The organism is Hwangdonia lutea, from assembly GCF_032814565.1.
Classification (GTDB): Bacteria; Bacteroidota; Bacteroidia; order Flavobacteriales; family Flavobacteriaceae; genus Hwangdonia; species Hwangdonia lutea.
Map to the genome: position 1 here is coordinate 1,708,221 of NZ_CP136521.1, position 24,983 is coordinate 1,733,203.

19 protein-coding genes are annotated in these 24,983 nt (G+C 36.9%); 7 read left to right on the forward strand and 12 right to left on the reverse strand.

What is annotated here, in order from left to right; translation table 11 throughout:
• The first annotated feature begins 79 nt into the window (after positions 1–79).
• Genes RNZ46_RS07385 through RNZ46_RS07395 form a run of 3 tightly spaced genes read left to right on the forward strand, consistent with a single transcriptional unit; the run spans position 80 to position 3,434 of the window.
• Positions 80–1,441, forward strand: a complete 1,362-nt coding sequence (locus RNZ46_RS07385; RefSeq protein WP_316984738.1) for a tetratricopeptide repeat protein — start codon at positions 80–82, stop codon at positions 1,439–1,441.
• Positions 1,441–2,205, forward strand: coding sequence for a lipoprotein insertase outer membrane protein LolB1 (gene lolB1, locus RNZ46_RS07390; RefSeq protein WP_316984739.1), 765 nt, complete (start codon positions 1,441–1,443; stop codon positions 2,203–2,205). Before RNZ46_RS07385 ends, lolB1 begins: the two co-directional genes overlap by 1 nt.
• Positions 2,206–2,207: 2 nt before the next feature.
• The gene (locus RNZ46_RS07395; RefSeq protein WP_316984740.1) at positions 2,208–3,434 is read left to right on the forward strand and encodes a murein hydrolase activator EnvC family protein; all 1,227 of its coding nucleotides are present in this window, start codon (positions 2,208–2,210) and stop codon (positions 3,432–3,434) included.
• 64 nt (positions 3,435–3,498) lie between these two features.
• Here the strand turns inward: RNZ46_RS07395 and RNZ46_RS07400 are convergent, their stop codons facing one another.
• Positions 3,499–3,711: a DUF6515 family protein gene (locus RNZ46_RS07400; protein WP_316984741.1), complete on the reverse strand. Its 213-nt coding sequence runs from the start codon at positions 3,709–3,711 to the stop codon at positions 3,499–3,501.
• Positions 3,712–3,930: 219 nt separating this feature from the next.
• Here RNZ46_RS07400 and RNZ46_RS07405 point away from each other — a divergent pair, with 219 nt between their 5' ends.
• The 3 genes from RNZ46_RS07405 to RNZ46_RS07415 all read left to right on the forward strand — a co-directional run bounded on the left by RNZ46_RS07405 (position 3,931) and on the right by RNZ46_RS07415 (position 10,878).
• Complete coding sequence (locus RNZ46_RS07405; protein ID WP_316984742.1) at positions 3,931–4,632, forward strand: CoA transferase subunit A; 702 nt, start codon at positions 3,931–3,933, stop codon at positions 4,630–4,632.
• Between the two features lie 98 nt (positions 4,633–4,730).
• Positions 4,731–5,390, forward strand: coding sequence for a 3-oxoacid CoA-transferase subunit B (locus RNZ46_RS07410; protein ID WP_316984743.1), 660 nt, complete (start codon positions 4,731–4,733; stop codon positions 5,388–5,390).
• A gap of 676 nt (positions 5,391–6,066) precedes the next feature.
• Entirely contained in the window at positions 6,067–10,878 is a 4,812-nt protein-coding gene (locus tag RNZ46_RS07415) for an immunoglobulin-like domain-containing protein (protein WP_316984744.1), read from the forward strand.
• Positions 10,879–10,940: 62 nt separating this feature from the next.
• Here the strand turns inward: RNZ46_RS07415 and RNZ46_RS07420 are convergent, their stop codons facing one another.
• The 11 genes from RNZ46_RS07420 to RNZ46_RS07470 form a co-directional block, all read right to left on the reverse strand.
• The gene (locus tag RNZ46_RS07420; RefSeq protein WP_316984745.1) at positions 10,941–11,912 is read right to left on the reverse strand and encodes a 2-hydroxyacid dehydrogenase; all 972 of its coding nucleotides are present in this window, start codon (positions 11,910–11,912) and stop codon (positions 10,941–10,943) included.
• 47 nt (positions 11,913–11,959) lie between these two features.
• A complete protein-coding gene (locus RNZ46_RS07425; RefSeq protein WP_316984746.1) occupies positions 11,960–12,325 on the reverse strand; it encodes a cupin domain-containing protein in 366 nt (121 codons plus the stop codon).
• Positions 12,326–12,506: 181 nt separating this feature from the next.
• Entirely contained in the window at positions 12,507–13,880 is a 1,374-nt protein-coding gene (mgtE, locus tag RNZ46_RS07430; RefSeq protein ID WP_316984747.1) for a magnesium transporter, read from the reverse strand.
• Between the two features lie 50 nt (positions 13,881–13,930).
• Positions 13,931–14,725 (reverse strand): 16S rRNA (adenine(1518)-N(6)/adenine(1519)-N(6))-dimethyltransferase RsmA, encoded by a 795-nt coding sequence (gene rsmA / locus RNZ46_RS07435; RefSeq protein ID WP_316984748.1) that lies wholly within the window; start codon positions 14,723–14,725, stop codon positions 13,931–13,933.
• Between the two features lie 71 nt (positions 14,726–14,796).
• A complete protein-coding gene (locus RNZ46_RS07440) occupies positions 14,797–15,120 on the reverse strand; it encodes a DUF4286 family protein (RefSeq protein ID WP_316984749.1) in 324 nt (107 codons plus the stop codon).
• 49 nt (positions 15,121–15,169) lie between these two features.
• The gene (locus RNZ46_RS07445; protein ID WP_316984750.1) at positions 15,170–15,679 is read right to left on the reverse strand and encodes a GNAT family N-acetyltransferase; all 510 of its coding nucleotides are present in this window, start codon (positions 15,677–15,679) and stop codon (positions 15,170–15,172) included.
• A gap of 38 nt (positions 15,680–15,717) precedes the next feature.
• Positions 15,718–17,487, reverse strand: a complete 1,770-nt coding sequence (locus RNZ46_RS07450; protein ID WP_316984751.1) for a tetratricopeptide repeat protein — start codon at positions 17,485–17,487, stop codon at positions 15,718–15,720.
• A gap of 315 nt (positions 17,488–17,802) precedes the next feature.
• A complete protein-coding gene (locus RNZ46_RS07455; RefSeq protein WP_316984752.1) occupies positions 17,803–17,928 on the reverse strand; it encodes a hypothetical protein in 126 nt (41 codons plus the stop codon).
• A 255-nt stretch (positions 17,929–18,183) separates the two neighbouring features.
• The gene (gene serS, locus RNZ46_RS07460) at positions 18,184–19,455 is read right to left on the reverse strand and encodes a serine--tRNA ligase (RefSeq protein WP_316984753.1); all 1,272 of its coding nucleotides are present in this window, start codon (positions 19,453–19,455) and stop codon (positions 18,184–18,186) included.
• Positions 19,456–19,505: 50 nt separating this feature from the next.
• Positions 19,506–20,816: an HTTM domain-containing protein gene (locus RNZ46_RS07465; RefSeq protein WP_316984754.1), complete on the reverse strand. Its 1,311-nt coding sequence runs from the start codon at positions 20,814–20,816 to the stop codon at positions 19,506–19,508.
• Positions 20,806–21,744, reverse strand: a complete 939-nt coding sequence (locus RNZ46_RS07470; protein ID WP_316984755.1) for a bifunctional riboflavin kinase/FAD synthetase — start codon at positions 21,742–21,744, stop codon at positions 20,806–20,808. The genes RNZ46_RS07465 and RNZ46_RS07470 overlap by 11 nt, the downstream gene beginning before the upstream one ends.
• Positions 21,745–21,823: 79 nt before the next feature.
• Here RNZ46_RS07470 and RNZ46_RS07475 point away from each other — a divergent pair, with 79 nt between their 5' ends.
• Positions 21,824–24,889 carry a zinc-dependent metalloprotease gene (locus tag RNZ46_RS07475; protein WP_316984756.1) on the forward strand — a complete coding sequence of 1,022 codons (3,066 nt, stop codon included), beginning with the start codon at positions 21,824–21,826 and terminating at the stop codon, positions 24,887–24,889.
• Positions 24,890–24,983 lie beyond the last annotated feature (94 nt).

The following is a 24,983-nucleotide window of genomic DNA, read 5'->3' on the forward strand; positions in this document are numbered from 1 at the left end:
GAATCTCATCAAACAAGTTTTTGAATAACTTTTGAAAACCATTTGTTATGTCGAAGCAAAGCGAGACACCACATCATTTATGAAACAAAATTTACACATATTAGTTTTCATTTTTGGATTATTTCTCTTTCCGCAGGCAACTTATGCCCAAGTCGATTTTAACAAAAAACCAGATGACGATTTAGGCAATGTAGATGATAAATTTCAGGAATTGTTTTACGAAGCTTTAAAGCAAAAAGGAATAGAGAACTACGACCGATCGGTTGAAGCCCTGTTAAAATGCATCGAAATAGACAACTCCGTACCCGTTTTATATTTCGAATTGGGTAAAAATTACAACAAGCTTAAAAACTTTGGTGCTGCAGAAGATGCGCTTAAAAAAGCCATAAAAATAGAGCCCGATAACGAGTGGTTTTTAGACGAACTCTATGGTTTTTATGCTTCTCAAAACGATTTTGATAAGGCCATAAAAACCGTAAAACAACTGGTTAAATACCACCCCGATTACAAAGAAGATTTGGCATCGCTTTATGTACAAACAAAAAAGTATAAAGATGCATTAAAGGTGTTAGATGAATTGGATGCGGAGTTTGGAATCTCAGTGGCTAGAGACGTCATGCGAAATCAAATTTACGAGGCAACGGGGCGCAAAAAAGACCAGATTAAAAACTTAGAATCGCGTGTTGAAAACAACCCGGATAAAGAGTCGAATTATTTAGCGCTTATTTTCCGCTACAGCGAAAACAACGACAAAGAAAAAGCTTTTGAAACCGCCAAGGAACTTCTTAAAATTAATCCGAAATCACAAATTGTCCATTTAGCTTTATACAAGTTTTATTTAGATGATAATGCTACTGAAAAAGCGATTGAATCGATGAAAATAGTATTAAAAAGCTCTCAAATAAAACCAGAAGCTAAACTTAAAGTATTATCGGATTTTGTGAGTTTTGTTCGTGAAAACCCAGAATATGAAACCGATTTGGTTGAAGTTGCCGCTTTGGTTGGCGATAGCAATAATGGTAAAACCTTGGTAGAATTGGCACAGTATTATTTAAAAAAAGGCGATAAAACAAAAGCCTTAAAATACTACGAAGATGCTTTGGCTTTAGACCATAATAACTTTCAAATTTTGCGCAATGTGTTATTGCTTTATATCGATTTAAAACAGTTTGATTTGGCTTCGGAAAAAAGCAGTAAAGCCCTCGAAAAATATCCGTCACAACCCATATTATATTTAATACATGGCGTCGCATTAAATGGTTTAAATCAATCTGAAAAAGCGGTAGAAATTTTAGAATCTGGATTGGATTATATTATTGAAGACACCAGAATGGAAACCGATTTTTACAATCAATTAAGTAAAGCTTACAGCGCGTTAAACAATACAGCTAAAGCAAAAACGTTTGCTGATAAAGCGAAACAATTAGAAACTTCAAATTAATGCACAGACCTACTATTATTTTTATGCTGGTAACGTTGCTAATGGTTAGTTGCAAATCGAGCAAAACAATCCATACGGGCGAAGCGAATTATAACTTATCTACAAGGCAGTTAATAAATGAGAACGCCAAACAAGCAGTACGATTTAAAACCCTGCAAGCCAAACTTAAAATAAGTTATTTTCAAGACCAAAAAGAACAAACGCATGTGGTTTCATTTAGAGCTAAAAAGGATGAAGTCTTATGGATTAGCGCTACTTTTTCGGTGATTAGAGCCAAGGCTACTCCGGAAAAAGTAAGCTTTTACAATAAATTGGATAACACCTATTTTGAAGGCGATTACAACTATTTAAGCGATTTGTTGGGAACGGAACTGGACTTTAAAAAAGTACAAAATTTATTGTTTGGCGAAGCGTTATTTAATTTAAAAAGTGATGCTTACAAATCGAGTGTAGATAATGGTGTTTACGTGGTGCAACCTAAAAAACAACGTGAGTTATTTGAGATTTTCTTTTTGTTGGACCCGTCGTATTTTAAAGTAAAATCGCAACAAATCTCGCAACCAAAAACATTTAGGCACTTGCAAATAGATTATTTGGCATACCAAGAAGTGAAAGGGCAAACCCTACCGGAACACACCAAAATTATTGCTGTTGATGCCAATGCAGAAACCATTATAAAACTGGAATTTAAAAACGTATCGCTAAATGAAGACTTGCGTTTCCCGTTTAAAATACCATCTGGTTTTAAAGAAATTAAGTTATAACATTGAACACTAAAAAAACATATAAAGTTTTAACGCTGCTTGTTTTCTGTTTGTGCTTTGCTTTGGGCTTTTCTCAAAATAACAAACAGAAAGAGTTGGAAACCCGTCGTCAGGAATTACGGCGCGAAATCCAAAAAATCAATGAACTTCGTCTGGAAAACAAATCAAAAGAAAAGTCGCAATTATCGTTAATTGAAGATTTCAATTATAAAATAAACGTACTAAACAACCTTATTAAAGTAACCAACCAACAGGCCAATTTAATCACTAGGGAAATTAGCTCAAATCAAAAGAAAATCACTAAGCTAAGAGACGAATTAAAACAGTTAAAAGAAGACTATGCAGCTATGATTGTAAAGTCATACAAAAGCAAAAATCAACAAAGCAGGATAATGTTTTTGCTGTCCTCAAACGATTTTAAACAAGCTTATAAACGACTGCAATACATTAAACAATATAGCGATCACCAAAAGCAACAAGGCGAAACCATAAAAGCAAAAACAAAAGAATTACAGGATATTAACACCAATTTATTAAAGCAAAAAGAAGCAAAGCAAAAGTTAATTGCTGAAAATAGGGAGACTCAAAAATCATTGGAGGCCGAACGCAAACAACATCAGGTTTTGATGCAATCGATTAAAAAGAACATCAATCTGTATACCACACAAATAAAAAACAGAGAACGGGAAGCCCGAAGAATAGATGCCGAGATAGACAAAATTATAAAAGCTGCCATTGCAAAATCGAATAAAAAAGCAGGTAAATCTACAAGCTCAAAAACCTTTGCCTTAACACCAGCGGGTAAAGCTTTGGCCAAAGATTTTGAATCGAATAAAGGTAAGTTGGGTTGGCCAGTTGAAAAAGGCATTGTAAAAGTACGTTACGGTACGCAACCCCATCCTATAAACCGATCGTTAACCATTAAAAGCAACGGGGTTAGAATTGCCACCGAAAAAAATGCTAAGGTTAGGGCTGTTTTTAGTGGCGAGGTAATTGGTGTTGTTGCCATGAAAAACATAAATCCGCTGGTTATGATTCGCCACGGAAATTACATTACAACCTACAAAAACCTATCTAAAGTTTATGTAAAAGAAGGCGATAAAGTGACAACCAAACAGGAAATAGGTGAGGTTTTCACCAATAAAAGAACCGGAGAAACCATTTTAAGCTTTAGCATCTCGAAAGAAAGCAGCACACAAAATCCGGCCTCTTGGATTTATAAAATGTAACGTATTTTAAATCATGCTGCTCGAATAGCTCTCGGTATTTCTTTAACAACTCATAAAAATAAAGTCACACCCGTACAAAAATATAGCCTTTTCTTGTTTTTCTGTAGTGGTTTCCATTCCAAAAATAGTAGCGTTTGCCTTTAATTTTTACAATCTTGTAATGCTTAGGCGCTTTTTTAATAACAGTAACTTTTGCAGGCCTGGACTCTACATAGGTTGCACAAGATGTTGCGCTAAGCATAAATAACACGGAAAATAAAATAACTGAAGTTCTCATAGCCATTTAGATTTTGGGTTTATAATATTAATAGGACTTGATAAAAGTTGAAAAGTTTAATGGGAAGGTTTTTACAAAACCAAATCAATCAACAAAGAACAATCTCAAGTGAACGGTCAAATGGCTACTCGAATAATACATTTTGATTAAAAGATATTGTGAAAGAATGGCTGTTATTATTCAATTATTCGTAATTTTAGACGACAAAAATTATTGATAATGATAAATAAAAAAGTGGCTAATGTTCAAGAAGCACTCCAAGGCATAAAAGACAATATGACTTGTATGTTTGGTGGTTTTGGACTTAGCGGAATACCTGAAAATGCCATAGCGGAAATAGTAAAAATGGGGACAAAAGGATTGACCTGTATTTCCAATAATGCTGGGGTTGACGATTTTGGATTGGGCTTATTATTGCAAAAGCGTCAAATAAAAAAAATGATTTCCTCTTATGTGGGGGAAAACGATGAGTTTGAACGACAAATGCTTTCTGGCGAATTGGATGTAGAATTAATTCCACAGGGAACATTGGCAGAACGCTGTCGGGCTGCACAAGCGGGGGTTCCAGCAATTTATACACCGGCAGGTTACGGAACAGAAGTTGCCGAGGGCAAAGAAACCAGAGCGTTTAACGGAAAAATGTATGTTTTAGAACATGCTTTTGATGCCGATTTTGCCTTTATAAAAGCTTGGAAAGGCGATGCGGCAGGCAATTTGATATTTAAAGGTACTGCTAGAAATTTCAATCCTAATATGTGTGGCGCAGCAAAAATAACCGTTGCTGAGGTTGAAGAATTAGTGCCATTGGGAACCTTGGACCCTAATCAAATTCACATTCCTGGAATTTTTGTTCAACGCATTTTTCAAGGTGAAAAATATGAGAAACGCATTGAACAACGTACGGTACGACAAAGAGATTAAATATTGTCGTTCCTGAAAAACCAGGAATCTACTTTACAAAATTTATGTTTAAATTAAAAGATTCCCGCCTATAAGGGAATGACAAAATAAAATAATAGATGTTAGATAAAACAGGTATTGCAAAACGAATAGCCAAAGAAGTGAAAGACGGCTATTATGTTAACTTAGGAATCGGGATTCCTACTTTGGTGGCCAATTATGTAAGAAACGATATTGAGGTTGAGTTTCAAAGTGAAAATGGGGTATTGGGCATGGGGCCATTTCCTTTTGAAGGCGAAGAAGATGCCGATGTAATTAACGCGGGCAAACAAACCATTACCACCTTACCGGGAGCTAGTTTTTTCGATTCTGCTCTAAGCTTTTCTATGATACGGGGGCAACACGTAGATTTGACCATTTTGGGCGCTATGGAAGTAGCAGAAAACGGTGATATTGCCAATTGGAAAATTCCGGGACGTATGGTAAAAGGCATGGGAGGTGCTATGGATTTGGTGGCAAGTGCAGAAAATATAATTGTAGCCATGATGCACACGAATAAAAAAGGAGCCTCCAAACTATTAAAAACATGTTCGCTGCCCTTAACCGGCGTTGGTTGTGTAAAAAAGATAGTCACTAATATGGCCGTTTTGGAAGTTACCGACAAAGGCTTTAAACTTTTAGAACGTGCACCGGGTGTTACAGTTGAAGCGATTAAAAACGCCACCGAAGGCACTTTAATTGTTGAAGGCGAAATTCCTGAAATGATTTTAGATGATTAAAACTATCGACAAAATACAGTAAATGTTAAAATAAATTGCATTTCGTCGAATTAATGTGTTTTTAATCTGATAAATTAAAAAAATGTTACATATTTACATCACTGAATTTACCAAATCAATTTAAATAGATTTCCCCAAATCTACCATAAACTTAACCTAAATAATTATGGAATCAAATCTACCTGAACAACCCACTTTTAGAGATAGTAAACTAAAAGAAGCGCTCCAAGAAAATGTGCGATTTTTAAAAAGTTTACTTTATCTAACAAAAAAAATATTTATGCTTTAGCATAAATATTTTTTTTTTGCTCAAGCTTTAATAATCTTTCTTCAACTATCCGTTTCTTAACTTCCTTTAAATGTGAGATAGTTATTTTTATCACCTAAATTGTTACAATTGTATAATAAAAAGTGGCAATAAATATTCAAGAATAGCCATTATTGTTTTTAAAACACAAGCAATTAGGCCTGCTTTACAATTCAAGAACTTAATATCGCAAACAATATAATGCCTTTAAAATGGCTTGCAATTTTCCAAGGTAAGCTGTTTCTTCAAAAGCGTTACGGGTAATCCGTAAATATTTATTCCAAAAGAAGATTGTCTATAATAACAGCCTATTTTTTTAAAAAAAACATTTATTTTTCAATGCAATTCTTAATCAAATAACCATACCAAATGAAAAAATTATTACTATCGCTTTTAATCTTATTTAATGTTACGTTTGTTTTTTCACAAAGTAACCATGCCCAAAATGCAGAAAAATACTTGTCAACCAAAGGGGAGCTAACATTTACCTTTAAAGTTAGCAGTCAAAATGAAATCGATAATTTCACTAAAGATTTCTCAATTGTACATTACGACCCGAAAAGCAAAACAGTTAAAGCTTGGGCCAACGAAAACCAATTTAGAGTCTTTCAAGCTAAAAATATTCCTTTCGAAGTTCCTAAAAGCGAAAATGAAGTGGATGCCAACTTAATTTACGACAACGCATCAAAATTTTCAAAAAACATTTCAGCAAAAGGACTTGCCAACACACTTTCTTTTCCTGTGGCTAATTATCCAACCTATGCAGAGTATGCCCAACAAATGCAAGACTTTGAAAACGACTATCCTAATTTGGTCGATAAATTCAGTATCGGTACAACCACTCAAGGCGATAAAGAGCTGTTGTTTGTGAAAATATCGGATAACGTTTCAACCGATGAGCAAGAACCGAAACTCTTGTTTACCTCGTCAATGCATGGCGACGAGATTGCAGGTTACCCGATGATGCTAAGTTTAATAGACTATATTTTAACGGTATACTCAAACCCGGGGCATGCCGACCATGCTCGGGTAAAAAACTTAGTTGAAAACGCTGAAATTTGGATCAATCCCAACGCAAATCCAGATGGCACTTACCATAATAGTGCAAACAATACCTCGGTAGTTAATGCCAGAAGGGGTAACGCCAACAACGTGGATTTAAACAGAAACTATCCGGATAACGTACAAGGCGCACATACCGATGGCAATGCCTACCAAACAGAAACATTGGCGTTTATGGCGTTGGCCGATGCTAATCATTTTGTGATTTCAGCGAATTTTCATGGGGGGACCGAATTGGTCAATTACCCGTTCGATAACGCTTATTCGAGCCAATATACACACCCAGACGGGGATTGGTTTGAATTTACCGGTGTTGAATATGCTACTCATGCTCAAAACGATAGTGATGCTCTGGGTGATACTACCTACATGACTGTTGATGAAGATAGCAATGTTTACCCAAGCCCGGGTGTAACTCATGGTGCGGAATGGTACCGCGTTTATGGTGGCCGACAAGATTATATGAATTTCTACCACCAATGTAAAGAAATTACAGTTGAATTATCCGACACTAAAATTTTGCCAGAAAGCCAATTGGTAAACTATTGGCTGTACAATCGCGATGCGTTGTTGGATTATTTAACCCAGGGTACTTATGGTTTTAGAGGCACTGTTAAAGATGCCAATACAAACAATCCCATTGAAGCGACGGTGACTATTGTTGGTCATGATGCATACGGGTCGTATACGGTAACCGACATCTCTCATGGTGATTACTACCGTCCTATAAAAGGAGGTACATACGATATTCTCTTTGAAGCACCTTGTTACCAACCAGTTACTTTAACTGGGCAATCCATTTCAGATTATCAAACCGTAACACTTGCTGAAGTACTGCTAACCCCAATTGGAGCAACAGCTCCCACGGGTTTAAATGCTTTTAATCTTGGGGCAACAACGGCATCGTTAAGTTGGGATGCTACTTCTGGTGCAACCTACGATTTGCGTTATAGGGAAGTTGGAGCTACAGCCTGGACAGATGTTAATGGCTTAACAAGCAACTCAACCAATTTAACGGGCTTAACCGCTTTAACACAATACGAAGCCCAAGTGAGGAGTAATTGTAATGGAGGCAATAGTTCGCCTTATAGTACCACTGTTAATTTTACAACCACAAATGTCCAGTTGAATTATTGTGATTCTGCGAGTACAAATGTGAACGATGAATATATTAGTAGAGTACAATTAAACACTATTAACAATAACTCTGGAGCACAATTTTATACTGATTTTACAAGTGTTTCAACAACGTTAACGAAAGACACACAATTCACCATTACAGTTACACCAACTTGGACAGGTACAGTTTATAATGAAGGCTATTCCGTTTGGATTGATTATAATATCGATGGAGATTTTGATGATGCAGGCGAACAGGTTTGGTCGCAATCGAGAACCAAAACAACACCGGTTAGCGGAAACTTTACCGTACCATCCAGTGCGATTGAAGGTTCAACAAGAATGCGGGTAGCTATGAAATATAATGCAATCCCAACCTCATGTGAAACTTTTCAATATGGCGAAGTAGAAGATTATACTGTAGTTATACAAGGGTTGGTTGACACCACGGCACCGGTAATCACCTTAATCGGTGCATCGACTATTGATTTGAACGTTGGTGATGTTTACACCGAACAGGGCGCCACGGCGAGCGACAATAAAGACGGCGACATTACGGCAAGCATCATTATAGGTGGCGATGTGGTTGATACCAACACTGCAGGCACTTATGTAGTTACTTATAACGTAAGCGATACTGCAGGAAATGCGGCAACCGAAGTTACACGAACGGTAAACGTAATCCCCGACACAACCGCACCGGTAATCACCTTAAATGGAGCTTCAAGCATCGATTTGAATGTGGGCGATGTTTACATCGAACAGGGCGCCACGGCCAACGACAATAAAGACGGTGATATTACGGCCAACATCATTATAGGTGGTGATGTGGTCGATACCAACACAGTGGGCACCTACGTTGTGACTTATAACGTAAGTGATACTGCAGGCAATGCAGCGACCCAGATTACGCGAACGGTAAATGTAGTTCCAGATACCAAGGCACCAGTCATCACTTTAAACGGTGCATCGACCATCGATTTGAACGTTGGTGATGTTTACACCGAACAAGGAGCCACGGCTAGCGACAATAAAGATGGCGATATTACGGCCAACATTATTATAGGTGGCGATGTGGTTGATACCAACACCGCAGGCACTTATGTAGTTACCTATAACGTAAGCGATACCGCGGGCAACGTAGCAACCGAAGTTACACGAACCGTAAACGTAGTCCCAGATACCACGGCACCGGTAATCACATTAAACGGAGCATCGACCATCAACTTAAACGTTGGTGATGTTTACAACGAACAAGGCGCCACGGCTAGCGACAATAAAGACGGCGACATTACAGCCAACATCATTATAGGTGGTGATATAGTCGATACCAACACCGCAGGCACTTATGTAGTTACCTATAACGTAAGCGACGCCGCAGGTAACCCAGCAACCGAAGTTACACGAACCGTAAACGTAGTCTCGGACACCACGGCACCGGTAATCACCTTAAACGGAGCATCGACCATCGATTTGAACGTTGGCGACGTGTACAACGAACAAGGCGCCACGGCTAGCGACAATAAAGACGGCGACATTACAGCCAGCATCATAATTTCTGGCACGGTAAACACCAATGTTGCAGGCACATATTTAGTCAATTATAATGTGAGTGACGCCGCAGGAAATGCCGCAGCACAAATTACCAGAACGGTAAATGTTTCTGAAATACCTAATGGATGTACGGGTGGAATAGCCTCTTTTCCTTATGCAGAAAGCTTTGAGAATACTTTAGGTGCATGGACACAATCCACAGCAGACGATATAAATTGGACCATTGACGCCAATGGTACACCCTCAAACAATACGGGTCCAGCCAGTGCTTTTCAAGGGAATTACTATGTTTTTGTTGAAGCATCATCGCCTAACTACCCGAGTAAGCGCGCCATTTTAAATTCGCCTTGTTTTGATTTAAGCGGATTAGCTGAGGCTACTTTCAGCTTTAAATATCACATGTATGGGTCTTCAGATATGGGTACCATAGACTTGGAGATTAGTACCGATGAAGGCAGTACGTGGACTACCATTTGGAGCCAAACTGGTAACAAGGGCAACTCGTGGCAAACCGCAAATGTTGATATTTCTGCCTATACCGGTGGCGGTGTTCAATTACGATTCAACAGATTTGTTGGTGGCACTTGGCAAGCCGATATAGCCATTGACGATGTTAACTTGGTTGAAGGTGGAATTGTGGTAACCCCATGTTCTGGTGGAATAACTTCATTCCCGTATTCCGAAGGCTTTGAAAATACTTTAGGTGCATGGACACAATCCTCAGCCGATGATATTAATTGGACGGTTGATGCCAACGGCACACCTTCAAACAATACAGGGCCATCCGCCGCGGTTCAAGGCAGTTACTATATTTTTGTAGAAGCTTCTGGCAACGGGTCTGGTTATCCTAACAAACAAGCCATTATCAATTCGCCTTGTTACGATTTAAGCGGGCAATATTCAGCTTCGTTTAACTTTAGTTACCACATGTACGGGTCGTCGGATATGGGCAGCATTGCATTGGAGGCTAGCAACGATAATGGCGTGAGTTGGACGACCCTTTGGAACGAATCCGGAAACAAAGGCAACTCGTGGCAAACGGCTAATGTAGATTTATCATCGTATGTGGACAGCAACGTTCAGTTACGATTTAATAGGGTAACGGGTGGTACTTGGCAAGCCGATGTTGCTATTGATAATATTAACTTAACAACAACATCAGCTTTTGCTAAAAACAATTTAAAAGATAAACTTCTAGATGTTGATGCCCATACCGCAAATACATTTAAACTATACCCTAACCCCGTTGAGGGCGATGTTTTAAACATCAAACTTTCAAAAGGTACAAACCTATCTTATAAAATTATAAATATGTTGGGGCAAGTTGTAAAAGCAGGAAAAACAACTAAAGAAGTTAAAGTAAATAACCTCGAAGCCGGTGTGTATTATATTGAAGTGAATGATGGCAATGCAACCATGACCAAAAAGTTTATAAAGCGTAAGTAACTTAACCTTTTATAACCTTGGGAGAAGTCCAGATAAAACTATTATCTGGACTTTTTTTATATTTATGAAGTCTTATTAAGACGTACAAAATCTTTAATTTTATCGACAATGGTTTGCGCCAATTTCTCTTTGCTCTCTACGGTCCAACCGGCTACGTGTGGCGATAACAAAACATTTTCTGCTTTAATTAAATATTGAAATGCCTTTGGCATATCGACTGCGCTCGATGTGACACTTGTTTTGAATAAGTTTTCGAACGATGCTTTTTCGTATTCCAAAACATCCAATCCGGCACCCAGAATTTTACCCGATTGCAAGGCCAAAACCAAATCTTTAGTCACCACACTTTTGCCACGTGCGGTATTGATGAGCCAAAACGGTTTTGTAAATTGATTGATAAAACCATCGTCAACCATATTAATGGTTAATGGTGTTTCGGGCGTGTGCAGACTTAAAACATCGGCACGTTTTTGCAGTTCTTTTAATGAAACCTGTTTCGCATTGTCATCGCCAACATTGGCTTTAATATCGTAGCACAAAACGGTTACATCAAAACCGCGTAGTTTTTTTGCAAAGGCTTTACCCATATTGCCGTAACCTATAAGCCCAACGGTTTTTCCGTCGAGCTCTAAACCTCTATTGTCTTCGCGCAGCCATTGGCCTGCCCTGACTTCTTTGTCGGCTTTGTTTAATTTGTTGAATAACGAAAGTAACATGGCCAAACTGTGCTCACCAACGGCATTGCGGTTGCCTTCTGGCGCAGAAATTAAGTAAACGCCATTTTGTTGGGCGTAATCGCAATCTATGTTTTCCAATCCGGCGCCAACACGCCCTATAAATTTTAGGTTGGTTGCGGCATCTAAAAATGCTTGGTCGATGGAAAACCGACTACGAATAATAAACCCGTCGTATTGATGGATTTTAGCCATAATAACTTCTTTAGATGAGGTGTAATCTTCATGGTTCGTGAAGCCTAAATCGTTGAGTTGGTTTATTAACAGTTCGTGATTGGTATCTAAGTGAAGGATTTTCATTTTTTAAAAATTAGTGAGAAATTGAAACAAATTCAGAATAACGAAAATTATATTTTTGGATAATGCGTTTGGGTTTTTTCGTGTTGTACGTTTCCGGTGTGTGCCGTATTTATTTTTTCGAATAACAGCACATGGACTTCTTCGTTGTTTTTTGTACATGGATTGTGCTCTACACCCTTTGGAACCACAATAATTTCACCTGCATTTACAACTTCGATTCGGTCTCTGAATTGCATGTATAGGGTGCCTCTTATAACTTGAAAAAGCTCGTCTTCGTTTTCGTGACTGTGCCATACAAATTCGCCTTTTAGTTTTGCCAATATGACTTGCATATCGTCGACGACGGCAATTTGATGCGGATGCCAATTTTTTGAAAATTTTGAAAACTTTTGTTTGATATTTATTGCGTTCATTCTACAAAATTACGATGTTTTGCGTTAGGGATTGATGCGGCATCCTTTTTTGTGCTCGACTATAAAGTTTAATATAAAATTTACTTTAAAATATATTGAAATATTTGATGAGATACTGAAACAAGTTCAGCACAAGAAAGATATAGCGGAAAGCCCGACCCTTGTGGTAACGCCCAAATTACTAAAATCCTAAAATTAATTTGGCTATTAAAAAATACATTAAAATACCAAACACATCGTTGCTGGTTGTTATAAATGGCCCTGTGGCCACGGCAGGGTCTATGCCTCTTTTATCTAAAAAAATAGGAATGAATGTACCAATTAATGCGGCCATTATGATGACCGAAATAAGCGCGATACCAATGGTGATTGAAACAATGTAGGGCGTGCTAAAAACAAAATGGGTAATTAGCAAAGCGATGATGGCAATGGCACAACCATTGACAATGCCCAGAAAAAACTCTTTAAAAAGGCGTTTAATAATGTTGCCGTCCACACTGTCGTTGGCCAACCCTTGTACAACAATGGCAGACGATTGTACGCCCACGTTTCCTGCGGTTGCCTGTATTAGCGGAACAAAACTAAGCAGCACGATAAACGAGCCCATAGCTTCGTTAAAATATTCTATGATGCTGGCTGCCCCTAAGCCACCTACCATACCTATTAATAGCCATGGTAAACGGGCTTTGGTTAATTTTAAAATGCTGTCGTCGGCTTCAACATCTTGGGTAATACCGGCAGCTAGCTGGTAATCTTTTTCGGCTTCTTCTTTTAGTACGTCTACAATATCGTCAATGGTAATTCGGCCTAATAAGGTTTGGTTATCATCAACAACGGGAATGGCCTCCAAATCGTATTTTGCCATTACTTTGGCAACATCTTCTGCATTGTCGTGTACATTAACATAATCGACATTGACTTTTACTAAATCTGAAATTTTTTGGTCGCTTTTGGCCACGATTAAATCTTTTAGCGACAATCGGCCAATGAGTTTTTCTTCTTTATTGACTACATAAATGGAATGCACCCGAGTCACTTCTTTGGCTTGCCCTCGAATTCTTCGCATACAACCGGCAACGGTCCAGGTTTCGTAAACTTTAACCAGCTCTTTTGCCATAAGTCCACCAGCCGTATCCTCATCATAAGTTAAAAGTTCAGTGATTTCTGCTTTGTGCTCAAGGTCTTCAATTCTGTTGATAACATCTTGCTGACGCTCTTCGGGAAGTTCTGAGATGATGTCTGCGGCGTCATCGGTATCTAACTCCTCAACTTCTTCGGCAATTTCTTGTGCCGATAGGTTTTTTAATACTTTTTCTCGATTGTCTTCATCAAGCTCCATGAGTATTTCTGAAGTTGTTTCAGAATCTAACAGCTTAATAACATACATGGCTTCTTCCAGATTGAGTTCATCTAGAATTTCGGCTATATCGGCGTAATGAAATTCATTGAGCAGCTTGCGAAGTTCCTTATCGTTATTAGCTTCAATAAGTTGTTCTACCTGCTCAACAAGTTCTTTTGTTAGCTCAAATTGTATGTTTTCTTTTTCTTCGGACATGAGATTTCTCGTCGTTGCACGCTGTCGAAATGACAAAAAGTTATTAAGTCTTAAGCATCATTTTCAATTAACTTTGTAAGCTCTATAAAGGTCTCAACACTTAATTGTTCCGGACGTTTGCCAAATATAACATTTGCTTTTAAATTATCGGATAAATTGAGTGTTTTTAAACTATTGCGAAGTGTTTTTCGGCGTTGTTGAAAGGCTGTTTTTACCACTTTAAACAGTAATTTTTCATCGCAAGGCAAGGTGTAGTTTTCTTTTCTTGTGAGTCTTAAAACGCCCGAATCTACTTTTGGCGGTGGATTAAAAACCGATGGCGGCACGGTAAACAAATACTCGGCATTATAAAAGGCTTGGGTTAAAACGGAAAGAATGCCATAGACTTTGCTACCTTCTTTTGAGCAGATGCGTTGTGCGACTTCTTTTTGAAACATTCCAGAAAATTCAGGGATTTGGTTGCGCATTTCCAGAGTTATAAAAACAATTTGTGTTGAAATATTATAGGGGAAGTTGCCAATAATAGCAAAGGGCTTGTCTTTAAAAACAGTGTTTAAATCGTATTTTAAAAAATCTTCTTCAATGATTCTTGGAGCGAGATTTAGGTAGTTGGTTTGTAAATATTCAACCGATTCGGTGTCGATTTCTATGACATAGGTTTCAACATCTTTTTTAAGCAAATACTTGGTTAACACACCCATTCCCGGGCCAATTTCAAGAACTTTTTTATAGTCTTTTAACGATAAAGTATCGGCAATTTTTTGCGCCACAGATTCATCTTTTAGAAAATGTTGCCCTAAATGTTTTTTTGCTTTTACTTGATGTTGGTTTGGTTTGTTTGCCACGAAATTGTGAATGTTTTAAATACAAAAGTAAGTTATAAAAATGGATTCCTGGTTTCGCAGGGGGTGATAGTCTATTTAAAATTCACCGTATATTCATCTACAATTTGAAGCTCGGTTCTAAAAGCCAACATTTTATCTCTGAATTTCTTTAGACCTTCAACCCTAAGTTTTTCGGCATCTTCCCGATAATAAGCATCTAAGGCCTCACGCGAATACGAGCGGTATTGAATGGAATAGGTTTCCCCGCCCATTTCTTCTTCAACCAAAACTTTGGTAAGGGTTGCTTTTTCAAACTTTCCTGTGCCCAATACTTGCGGAATGTGTGCTTTAATCCACACCAACCATTCGTCGTGAATGCTTTCGTCAATGTTTACGGTTACGTTGTATATAATCATGTTTTGAAAATATTATGAGATTTCTCGCTAGGCTCGAAATGACAAAAATTTATAAATCTTTTGCAAATAACAGGAGTTCTTCATCATCATCAAAAGGATTTACTCTTTTTTCGAAAACCATCCCCAGTTTTTCCAATAATTTAATGGAATTCTGATTATCGGGATTTGTTATGGCTACAATTTTTTTAAGGTTGAATTTTGATTTTGCAAGTTTCATTATTTCAACCGATGCTTCAAAACCAAAACCTTTACGTTCGTATTCTGGTAAAAAGGCGAAACCGATATCGACATCATCTAATTTTTTGCGTTTTGCCAATCCGCAAGTGCCAATGGGTTTGTTGTTTTCTTTGAGGGTTAGTTTATAAAAACCAAACTCAAAATCGGTATAACTTTTAATGGTTTTATCTTGTAAATATACTTCGGCATCGGCAACCGTTTTAAGGTTTTTATCGCCAATGTATTTAAGGCAATTTGGTGAATTTGTTAATTGCAAAAAGAATGGTGCATCAAAAAGAGTAAACTTTAAAATTAATAAACGTTCTGTTTCGGCTATTATCATTAATTTTTGCGATTTGGAATTTGAATGTTGAGGTTTATTTAATTTATAGCATCGCCACGTAATGCGCGGTATTTTTTTCGGGCTTCAACAAAATAAATACTATCCACATGATTAAAAATAATTTGCTCGTATAAGGCTTTTGCTTTCTCGGGTTCGTTTAAATACTGCTCATAAATATGGGCTAAATTATAATAGGCATCGTCTGCCAAAATACCGCCTCTGTAATTGGCGATAATTAATTCGTAATTAGTCTGTGCTTTTTCAAATTGCGCCTTTTTTTCAAATAATTGGGCTTGTTTAAAAAGTGCCTGAGCGATGATGGGTTCGGATTTATGATTTTCCAAAATGGTATTTAAAGTCGCAATGGCTTTATCGTTTTTGTTTTGAAATTCGAGTAAATCGGCTTTCGCATATAGTTTTAATGCCGTTTGTAACGAGTCTTCGTATTTATTGTCTGTAATCAATAATTTCAAATCGAGCGCATCGTTGGCAATAAGTTGCGATGTTGAAGCTTTTAAAATTTTAAGCTGTGATTCGGCCCATTTAAAATCGCCTTTATAATAACTGGCTTTGGCAACTTTATAACGCGCTTCTTGCGAAAGCGTGCTGTTTTTAAGGTTACGTTGTATTTGCGTGTAATAAATCAAGGCTTTATTGAATTTTTCTTGAAGCACCAAAATATCACCCAATTCCAATTTAACCTCGGCTTTTTCAAATTCGGTAAGAGGTAATTCCAGTGTTTTTTCTAAAAATTTGATGGCAGCTTGGGCTTCGTTTTTATAAAACGCTAAGAAATGCGCATAAGAAACCTGTAGTTTTAGGGTTTGCGGAAACATGCCAAATTCTTTAAACAACTCTAAATATGTATTGTTTATAGCCTCGTAATCATCAGCTGTACTCGCTTTGGTTTTAAGCTGTAATAAACTATAATGTGCTTGTAGTTGGGTTTCTAAATCTTGGGCGGTTTCAATTAAAAAGGTATAGATTTCTTTAGCAATTTCATTGGCGTTTTCATTGGTGGCAATGCTAGCCAATTCCTCAATTCTACTTAAACTTTCCGGATGTCGGTTAAAAATGGCTTTTTCTTGGATAAATGCTTTTTTAAAATCTTTTTGCTGAATAAATAACCAACTCAACATTTCGTTCCAAAGTAAATTGGGCTGTTGCTGTAGTTTTTTAAGTAGAATTTTTTTGAATAAAATATTGTTTTCATTCGCACTGTTTTCACTTATAAAATCGTTGATGAATCGCTTAATATTATTTAAAGCGACGGGATTTTTTTCAGCAAATTCAATATAGCTAACAAACATTTTTTCAATATTTCCTTGTTCGCCATATATTTTAGCCAGTTGAAATTTAAAGTTTAATTCGGGTTTTATGGCCATGGCCTTTTCATAAACCGTAATGGTTTCGTTCAACAAGGTATGATTCTGAAAACTTCGCGCCACGGAAAAGGCATTATTTACATTATCATCTAAACTATTTATAGCCTTTTGATAAAATAAGTTCGCATTTTCTAAATCGTTTTTAAGTTGATAATTGTATCCTAACTCAACAAAAAAAGCTGGGTATCTTATACGATTCATTACGCTTAAAAGAAACGTTTCGGCTTCGTTGTATTGCTCTAGTTGCTGATGCGTATTTACTAGTTGATTGATGTAATTTATGTTTGAAGGCGATTTTGCATATAATCTTTTATACTCGTAAAGTGCTTTTTCAAAATCCCCTTTATTAAAATAGTCTTTTGCTACGGCATCGTCTTGCGAAAACAAGTTGGTGCAAAAAAGTAAACATAAAATAAAAAGCATCCTCATGATGTAAATATAGCGAATGTGAAGGTTAGTAATTGTTGAAGTTTTCTTAAATTTTCTGATCAGATTCCAATTTTAATTGGGATTAATACAACCCATTCATTTTTGTTGGTTAGAAAAACCTCCGTAAATGAAAGTTTCATTAATAAAAATGCCCGAATAAAAATTCGGGCATTAACCAATCAACAATATCTTTTTCTATTAACAACCGTTAATTTAAAAGCAATATTACATAAGATTGGGGACAGTCTTCAATCTTCAAAAAACATGAATGACTAATTAAATAGAAAATTTAGTTTTATTAAAGCAAATCTACTTGCTTACTACTGCCGCAGTGGCATTGTTTTCGGTTTTAAATATTTCGAAATCTGAAAACAATACTTTGCCAGCAACCAAAACTAATGCAATTAAAAGCAATAAGCGTTTAATATTTTTCATGGTAGGTTACGTTTAATTTTGTGGTTGAAGCTAACTTCTAAAATATAATTCGATTTGCAAAGGAAATCCATGTAAATTCGTTAAACAACACGAAAAAATTGCACTTTATCGATTTATTTTAAAAACATAATTTTAATTTGTAGGTTTTTACCTCTATTTTGACATGCGCGTTCATGAAACCGTTTTTTGAAATATTCCAAAGAAAAAATCGGAACTATTCAAAAAATGAGCTATTAAAGAAATACGGGTTCTTATCTAATTAATAATCGAAAATCCGGTGTACGATTGCAGCACTTCAGGAATTACAATACCATCTTTGGTTTGGTAGTTTTCTAAAATGCCGGCAAGTACTCTTGGTAACGCCAAAGCACTCCCGTTTAGTGTGTGTGCCAATTCGTTTTTCCCATCATTGTTTTTAAAACGCAATTTTAAACGGTTGGCTTGAAAGGTTTCAAAATTAGAAACGGAGGATATTTCCAGCCAACGGTCTTGCGCTGTTGAGAACACCTCAAAATCGTAGGTCAGTGTCGCTGTAAAGCCTAAATCGCCACCGCAAAGTCTTAAAATTCTATATGGTAATTTCAATTCTTGCAAAATGGTTTTTACGTGTTTTACCATACCATCCAATGCGTCGTAAGATTTTGAAGGATGCTCAACACGTAAAATTTCAACTTTATCAAATTGGTGCAATCGGTTTAATCCTCTTACGTGTGCACCGTAACTTCCGGCTTCGCGACGAAAACAAGGCGTGTAACCCGTTATGCCAATGGGCAATTCGCTTTCACTTAAAACCACATCTCTAAAAATATTGGTTCCAGGTACTTCGGCCGTTGGTATTAAATATAAATTATCTTCGGTAACGTGGTACATTTGCCCTTCTTTATCGGGCAATTGCCCCGTGCCAAAACCAGAAGCTTCGTTAACCAAATGCGGTAACTGATATTCGGTATATCCCGCCGCGGTGTTTTTATCAAGAAAATAGGCGATTAAAGCACGTTGTAATCGGGCGCCTTTACCTTTGTAAACCGGAAATCCTGCACCCGTAATTTTATTACCGAGTTCAAAATCTATAATGTCGTATTTTTTGGCCAGCTCCCAATGTGGTAATGCGCCATCGTGTAAAACGGGAATGTCGCCCGCTTTAAAAACCTCTTCGTTATCTTCATCGGTATTTCCAGACGGGACAAGGGCATTTGGCACATTCGGGATTTTATACAATAACTCGTTTAAGGCTTCAACTTTATGGTTAAGCGAGTCGTTAAGTGTTTTAGATTTATCCTTTAACGCACTCGTTTTTTCTTTTAAGGCATTGGCTTTTTGGGCTTCACCCGATTTGTACAAGTTCCCAATTTCTTTAGATATAGCATTCGATTCAGCCAAAGTATTGTCCAATTCCGTTTGAATACGTTTTCTGTCTTCATCAAAAGCAATCACTTCATCAATCATTTTAGACGCGTCAATATTTCGTTTTGCTAATCGTTCAATTACCAAATCTTTGTTTTCTCTAATAAAAGGGACCTGTAACATGAGTAAAAAATTTAAGCGACAAATTTAATGAATTACAGATATAATCGCTCTTATTTTGAAGGTAAAATCCAATGGTTGTGTTTAAAATAGTTCCAAGGCACATTGGCTAAATCTACATCTGGGTTTATAAATTGCTTATAGGGTTTTCCGTTAACGCTTACTTTACAATTTACGTAAACCGAAATATCTTGTCCGTCTTTTTTAAACTGCTCTTTTAATCGTTGCGAAAACTGCCAAATAGCATCTGGTTTTGCGCTGGCCAATCGTTTTTGTTTTACGGTTAAATAATCGTCTAAATTAACGGTATAGCTTTTTCCGGTTGCTTTATTTTCAATCGTGTAAGTGGTTCTTCCGCTTTTGGCCCTAAGCATCATACGCCACGAATGGCGGTGCCCTTCTTCTGTCCAAAGCACATCGTCTTTTATAAAATGATGTCGTAATGGCAATCCTATTTGAATCAAAAAATAAAATGAAAATATGGCGATTAAAGGTGTTTTGTATTTGGGAATGATAACCTCATTCAGTTCATAAAAACCCTTCTTTTTAAAGAATAGTTGCTGTATGGTTTTGGGCTTGAAAAAAAACACGGTAAAAGCCAATGCCAAATACGGAAAAATACCAATTTGAAACACAAACGAGTTAAACAAATGAAAAAATATAGCGGTAATAAATGCCCATTTTCTGGTATTTTTAAACAATAGCAACGGTATAATTAAACCATCAAACAGAATACCACCGTAAGACAATACATAATGCACCCATTTTTGTTGAAGCAATTCGCCCACCAGCATGTAGTTTTGTTTGCTTTTCATTAGCAGTTCCATAACGCTGGTGTTTAACCAATCGGGGTACAATTTTGCTACCGAAGCATAGGTGTAAACAATGAATAATTGAAGTACAAAAACCCATTTGCACCATTGGGGCATAGCATAACTTTTAAGTTTGGGGTTTTGTTTTGCATCAATTGAAGCGTATCTATTTGCAGGCATAAAAACCATTATGCTGCTTATAAGCATTAGTAAATAGTAGTGGTTGTTATACGACGATTTTTGCATAAAATACGTTGCAGACCACAAAACGGTAAATCCTAAAATACTAAGTCGGTATTTGTAACCCAACATAATGCCCAAAGCAAAAACACCCATGATACTAAAGTACCAATACATACCATTACCCGGTAAGGGTTGCAACCACTCGAAACCTATAAACGAAAATGTAAATTCGGGGTCGATAAAAACCCGTTTTACCCAACCGGTAGAGATGGCGCCGACGGATTCTATAAAACAAAGTAGTCCAAAAAAGATTCTGAAAATAATTAAAGCCGAATTATCAATATGTTTAAACAGCCATTTATTTAACATGATGTTTCGCAATATACACTAAGGCCGTTTCCCTGTCTTTTGCCAGTTGATTTTTTAAGGCTTCAACCGATTCGAACTTTTGTTCGTCGCGAATGCGTTCGTACAAATCTATTTGAATGGTTTTGTTGTAGATATCTTTATTGAAATTGAAAAAATGCACCTCGATACTTTCGGTATTTCCAGCTACTGTTGGGTTCATGCCAATGTTTAACATGCCAAAAACGGTTTTGTTGTTTATGGTTGAACTTACAATATAAGAGCCGTATTTTGGAATGAGTTTATAGTTTTCTTCAACTTTAATATTTGCCGTTGGAAAACCTAATTGCCTGCCCAACCCTTTGCCTTTAACAACCCTTCCGGTAATCATAAAATTATAGCCTAAAAACGTATTGGCTTTTGAAATATCGCCTTCATTCAAAGCTTTTCTTATTTTGGTAGAACTTACGGCAACTTCGTTAATGTCTTGAGCTGAAATTTCTTCAACCTCAAAATTATAGGCTTTGCCAAAGCGTTTTAAATCGTCGATATTCGCATTTCTGTTTCTGCCAAATCTATGGTCGTAACCAATAATTACTTTTTTGGCGTGTAGTTTATCGACCAGGATTTGCTTGACAAAATCTTCGGCTGAGAGTCTCGAAAAGGCTTTAGTGAATTTTTTAATAAGCAAGTAATCCAACCCTAAGGCATCTAAAATGGCGTGTCTTTCATCAATGGTATTGATTAGTTTAATAGAAGAATCTTTTTGCAAAACCATACGCGGATGCGGAAAAAAAGTAAGGATTACAGATTTTAAACCTTCTAATTTTCCAGCGTTAATTAAGCGTTTAACAATTTTTTGATGCCCAATATGTACACCGTCAAAAGTACCAATGGTAACTACGGTGGGTGCTTCTTCTTTATATGATTCAATACTATTTACACGGTTCATTTAACAAATAAAATTGCAAAATCCATCTTAAAAAATTAGATTTGTTAGCAATGCGTTAAAAAAATTGCTAAAAATGTTTATGAAAGCAAAACTACATTATGTTTTATCAATAGCCATACTTTTGTTTATATTTTCGGCTACAGCTCAAAATACAATATGGGAAAAAATTGAGCATATAGAAAACTCAGAAAATTTATCAAAACTTAATCTTAATAGCGATAACGTTCATTTATTTAAACTTAACGCTTCTTTGTTAGGCCAAGAAATTTCATCAACACCGTTACGAACTGCTCAAAAAAAATCATCTATTAAAACCATTGATATTCCCGGTTTAAACGGAGAATTTGAAAGTTTCCGTCTTTACGAAGCTCCGGTTTTTTCACCAGAGCTTGCCGCAAAATATCCCAATATAAAATCGTATGTAGGGGTTAGTGCAAAAGATTCAAAAACACGGTTGCGCATGAGTGTTTCGCCTCAAGGTGTTCAAACCATGATTTCATATATTGATAAGCCAACGGTGTTTATGCAGCCCGTAAAAAAAGGCGCAGACAAATATGTTTTATATGAAAAACATTCTAAAAATAAATCAACAGATCGTTTTGAATGCCAAACTATAGATGTGTTAAATGAGACTTTTAATAAATCCAGTAAATCTAAAATCAACGAAGGTGGAGCAAACACCCAAACATTGCAGAAATTTAGAATAGCGATTTCAACCACTGCTGAATATACAAACTACCATGACGATGGGATTATAGGAAATGGAAACGCTGTTGCTGATGCCCTTTCTGCGATTAACGCCACTTTAACACGAGTAAATCAGGTTTTTGAAACTGATATGGCAGTAACTTTTGAGCTTATTTCAAATAACAACTTAGTTATTTATACAGATGCTGCCACAGACCCCTATTCGGACGCCAATGAAGGGGCAGATTCAGATAATTCAAATAATTTGAATGGGTGGAGTCTACAGGTTCAAAACACATTAACTTCAGTGCTTGGAAATGCAGCTTACGATATTGGTCACCTATTTGGTGCCTCTGGTGGTGGTGGAAATGCAGGCTGTATTGGTTGTGTTTGTAGAAACGATACGTCTAGCACAACCGACAAAAACAAAGGAAGTGCTTTTACATCTCCATCGAACGGAATACCAGAGGGGGATACTTTTGATATTGATTATGTAGCCCATGAAATAGGGCATCAAATGGGAGCCAATCATACTTGGGCATTTACTACCGAAGGTACTGGTGTAAATTCCGAACCCGGAAGTGGAACAACGATTATGGGGTATGCCGGAATTACAGGTGCTGATAATGTGGCCTTAAATAGCGACGATTATTTTCATTATCACAGCATCAAACAAATACTGGATAATTTGGCGACAAAAAGCTGCCAAACTACCGAAGCTATTTTGAACAACCCTCCAATTGCTGATGCCGGAAGCGATTATAACATCCCAAAAGGAACAGCTTATATATTAAAAGGTGCTGCCACTGACGCTGATGGAGGAGATAATCTTACCTATTGCTGGGAGCAAATAGACAATGGTGTAACAGATTATCAGAATTTTGGGCCAACGCTTGTGTCCAGCTCTATGAATAGGTCTTTACCGCCATCTGGTTTTTCAGATCGGTATATACCTAAATTATCGAGTGTTGTTAGTGGTAACACAACCCAAACAGACCCAACTCTGGGCAGTGATTGGGAAACGGTTTCTACAGTGGCAAGAACTTTAAATTGGGCCTTAACAGTAAGAGACAGGTCGCCTGTATCTGCTGTTGGCGGACAAACAAGTTTTGATAGAATGCAAATAAATGTGGAGGATGTAACGCCCTTTACCGTAAATAACCCTGTGGCTTGGACTCAAGGCACAAGTGAGACTATAGAGTGGGTTGTAGGTCAAACAACAAACGCGACTATAAATTGCCAAAGGGTGAATATTTTATTGTCTTCCGATGGTGGTTTAAAGTTTAAAACAACAATTGCGACAAATGTACCTAATACTGGATCGTATACTTTTACGGTTCCCGCAATTGCTAACACGGATAAAGCAAGAATATTGGTAGAAGCTGCCGACAATATTTTTTATGATGTTTCTGACTTTGATTTTTTAGTATCAAACGAAGCAGACTTTATAATGGTAAATGAAACATTAAGTCCCATTGCTTGTGGTGATAACACAGCCACCTTTACTTTTGATTTTGTGGCAGCGAATGGCTTTTCTGAAAATACGGTGTTTAGTGCTTCAGGAAATCCTGGGGCATCAACCGTATCCTTCTCTCCAAGTAGTAGGAATTCGTCTGGTCCGGTAACCATGACCATCTCCAATTTAGATGTACCACAAAATGATTACAGCATAACCATAACTGGAACGCCTAGTGTAGCTTCTCCTAAAAATAAAAATATTTCGCTTCCATTTTATAATGGCAACTGTACATCTGTAGCGAATACAGATTTCGATACCAGTACTACTTTTGTAGAATTTAATACCATTAATAACGCCTCAGCAAAACCTTCGGGCTATTCTGATTATACTTCTATATCAACAAATGTTAATAGAAATAGTAGTTACAATTTAACCGTAAATGTTAATACTGCAGGGGCATATACTACACTAACAAGAGTTTGGATAGATTGGAATCGCGATTGTGAATTTGATGATATTACTGAAGCTTACGACTTAGGAACAGCGAATAATGATCCAAATGGCCCAACATCCAATTCGGCATTAAGCATAACCATACCCAATGATGCTGTTTTGGGCAATACTATAATGCGAATATCTACAAAATGGGATGGCGAAGGAAACCCTATGGCATGCGAAAACAGCTTTGATGGCGAAGTGGAAGATTATACCCTTAACGTACAAGCATCATTAGCGGTTGAAGAATTCGGCTTTGAAAATTTTATGGTGTACCCCAATCCAAATAAAGGCGAGTTTACCATAAAATTAAATAGCTCGCTATCGCGGAATGTTAAGGTAGAAGTTTACGATTTGAGAGGACGAACCATTTATAAAAGCACCTACAAAGAGGCTGGCGATTTTAATGAAAAGGTAAATTTAATCCATGTACAATCTGGTATGTATATTTTAACAGTAAGCGATGGTTTACGAAAATCTACTAAAAAAATAATTGTGGAATAAATAAAAGTGGCTGTTTAAAAAACATCTTTAATGTCACATTGAGCGCAGTCGAAATGTTTTAAGTTGTAGATAATCTATAAAAGGTTTCGACTGC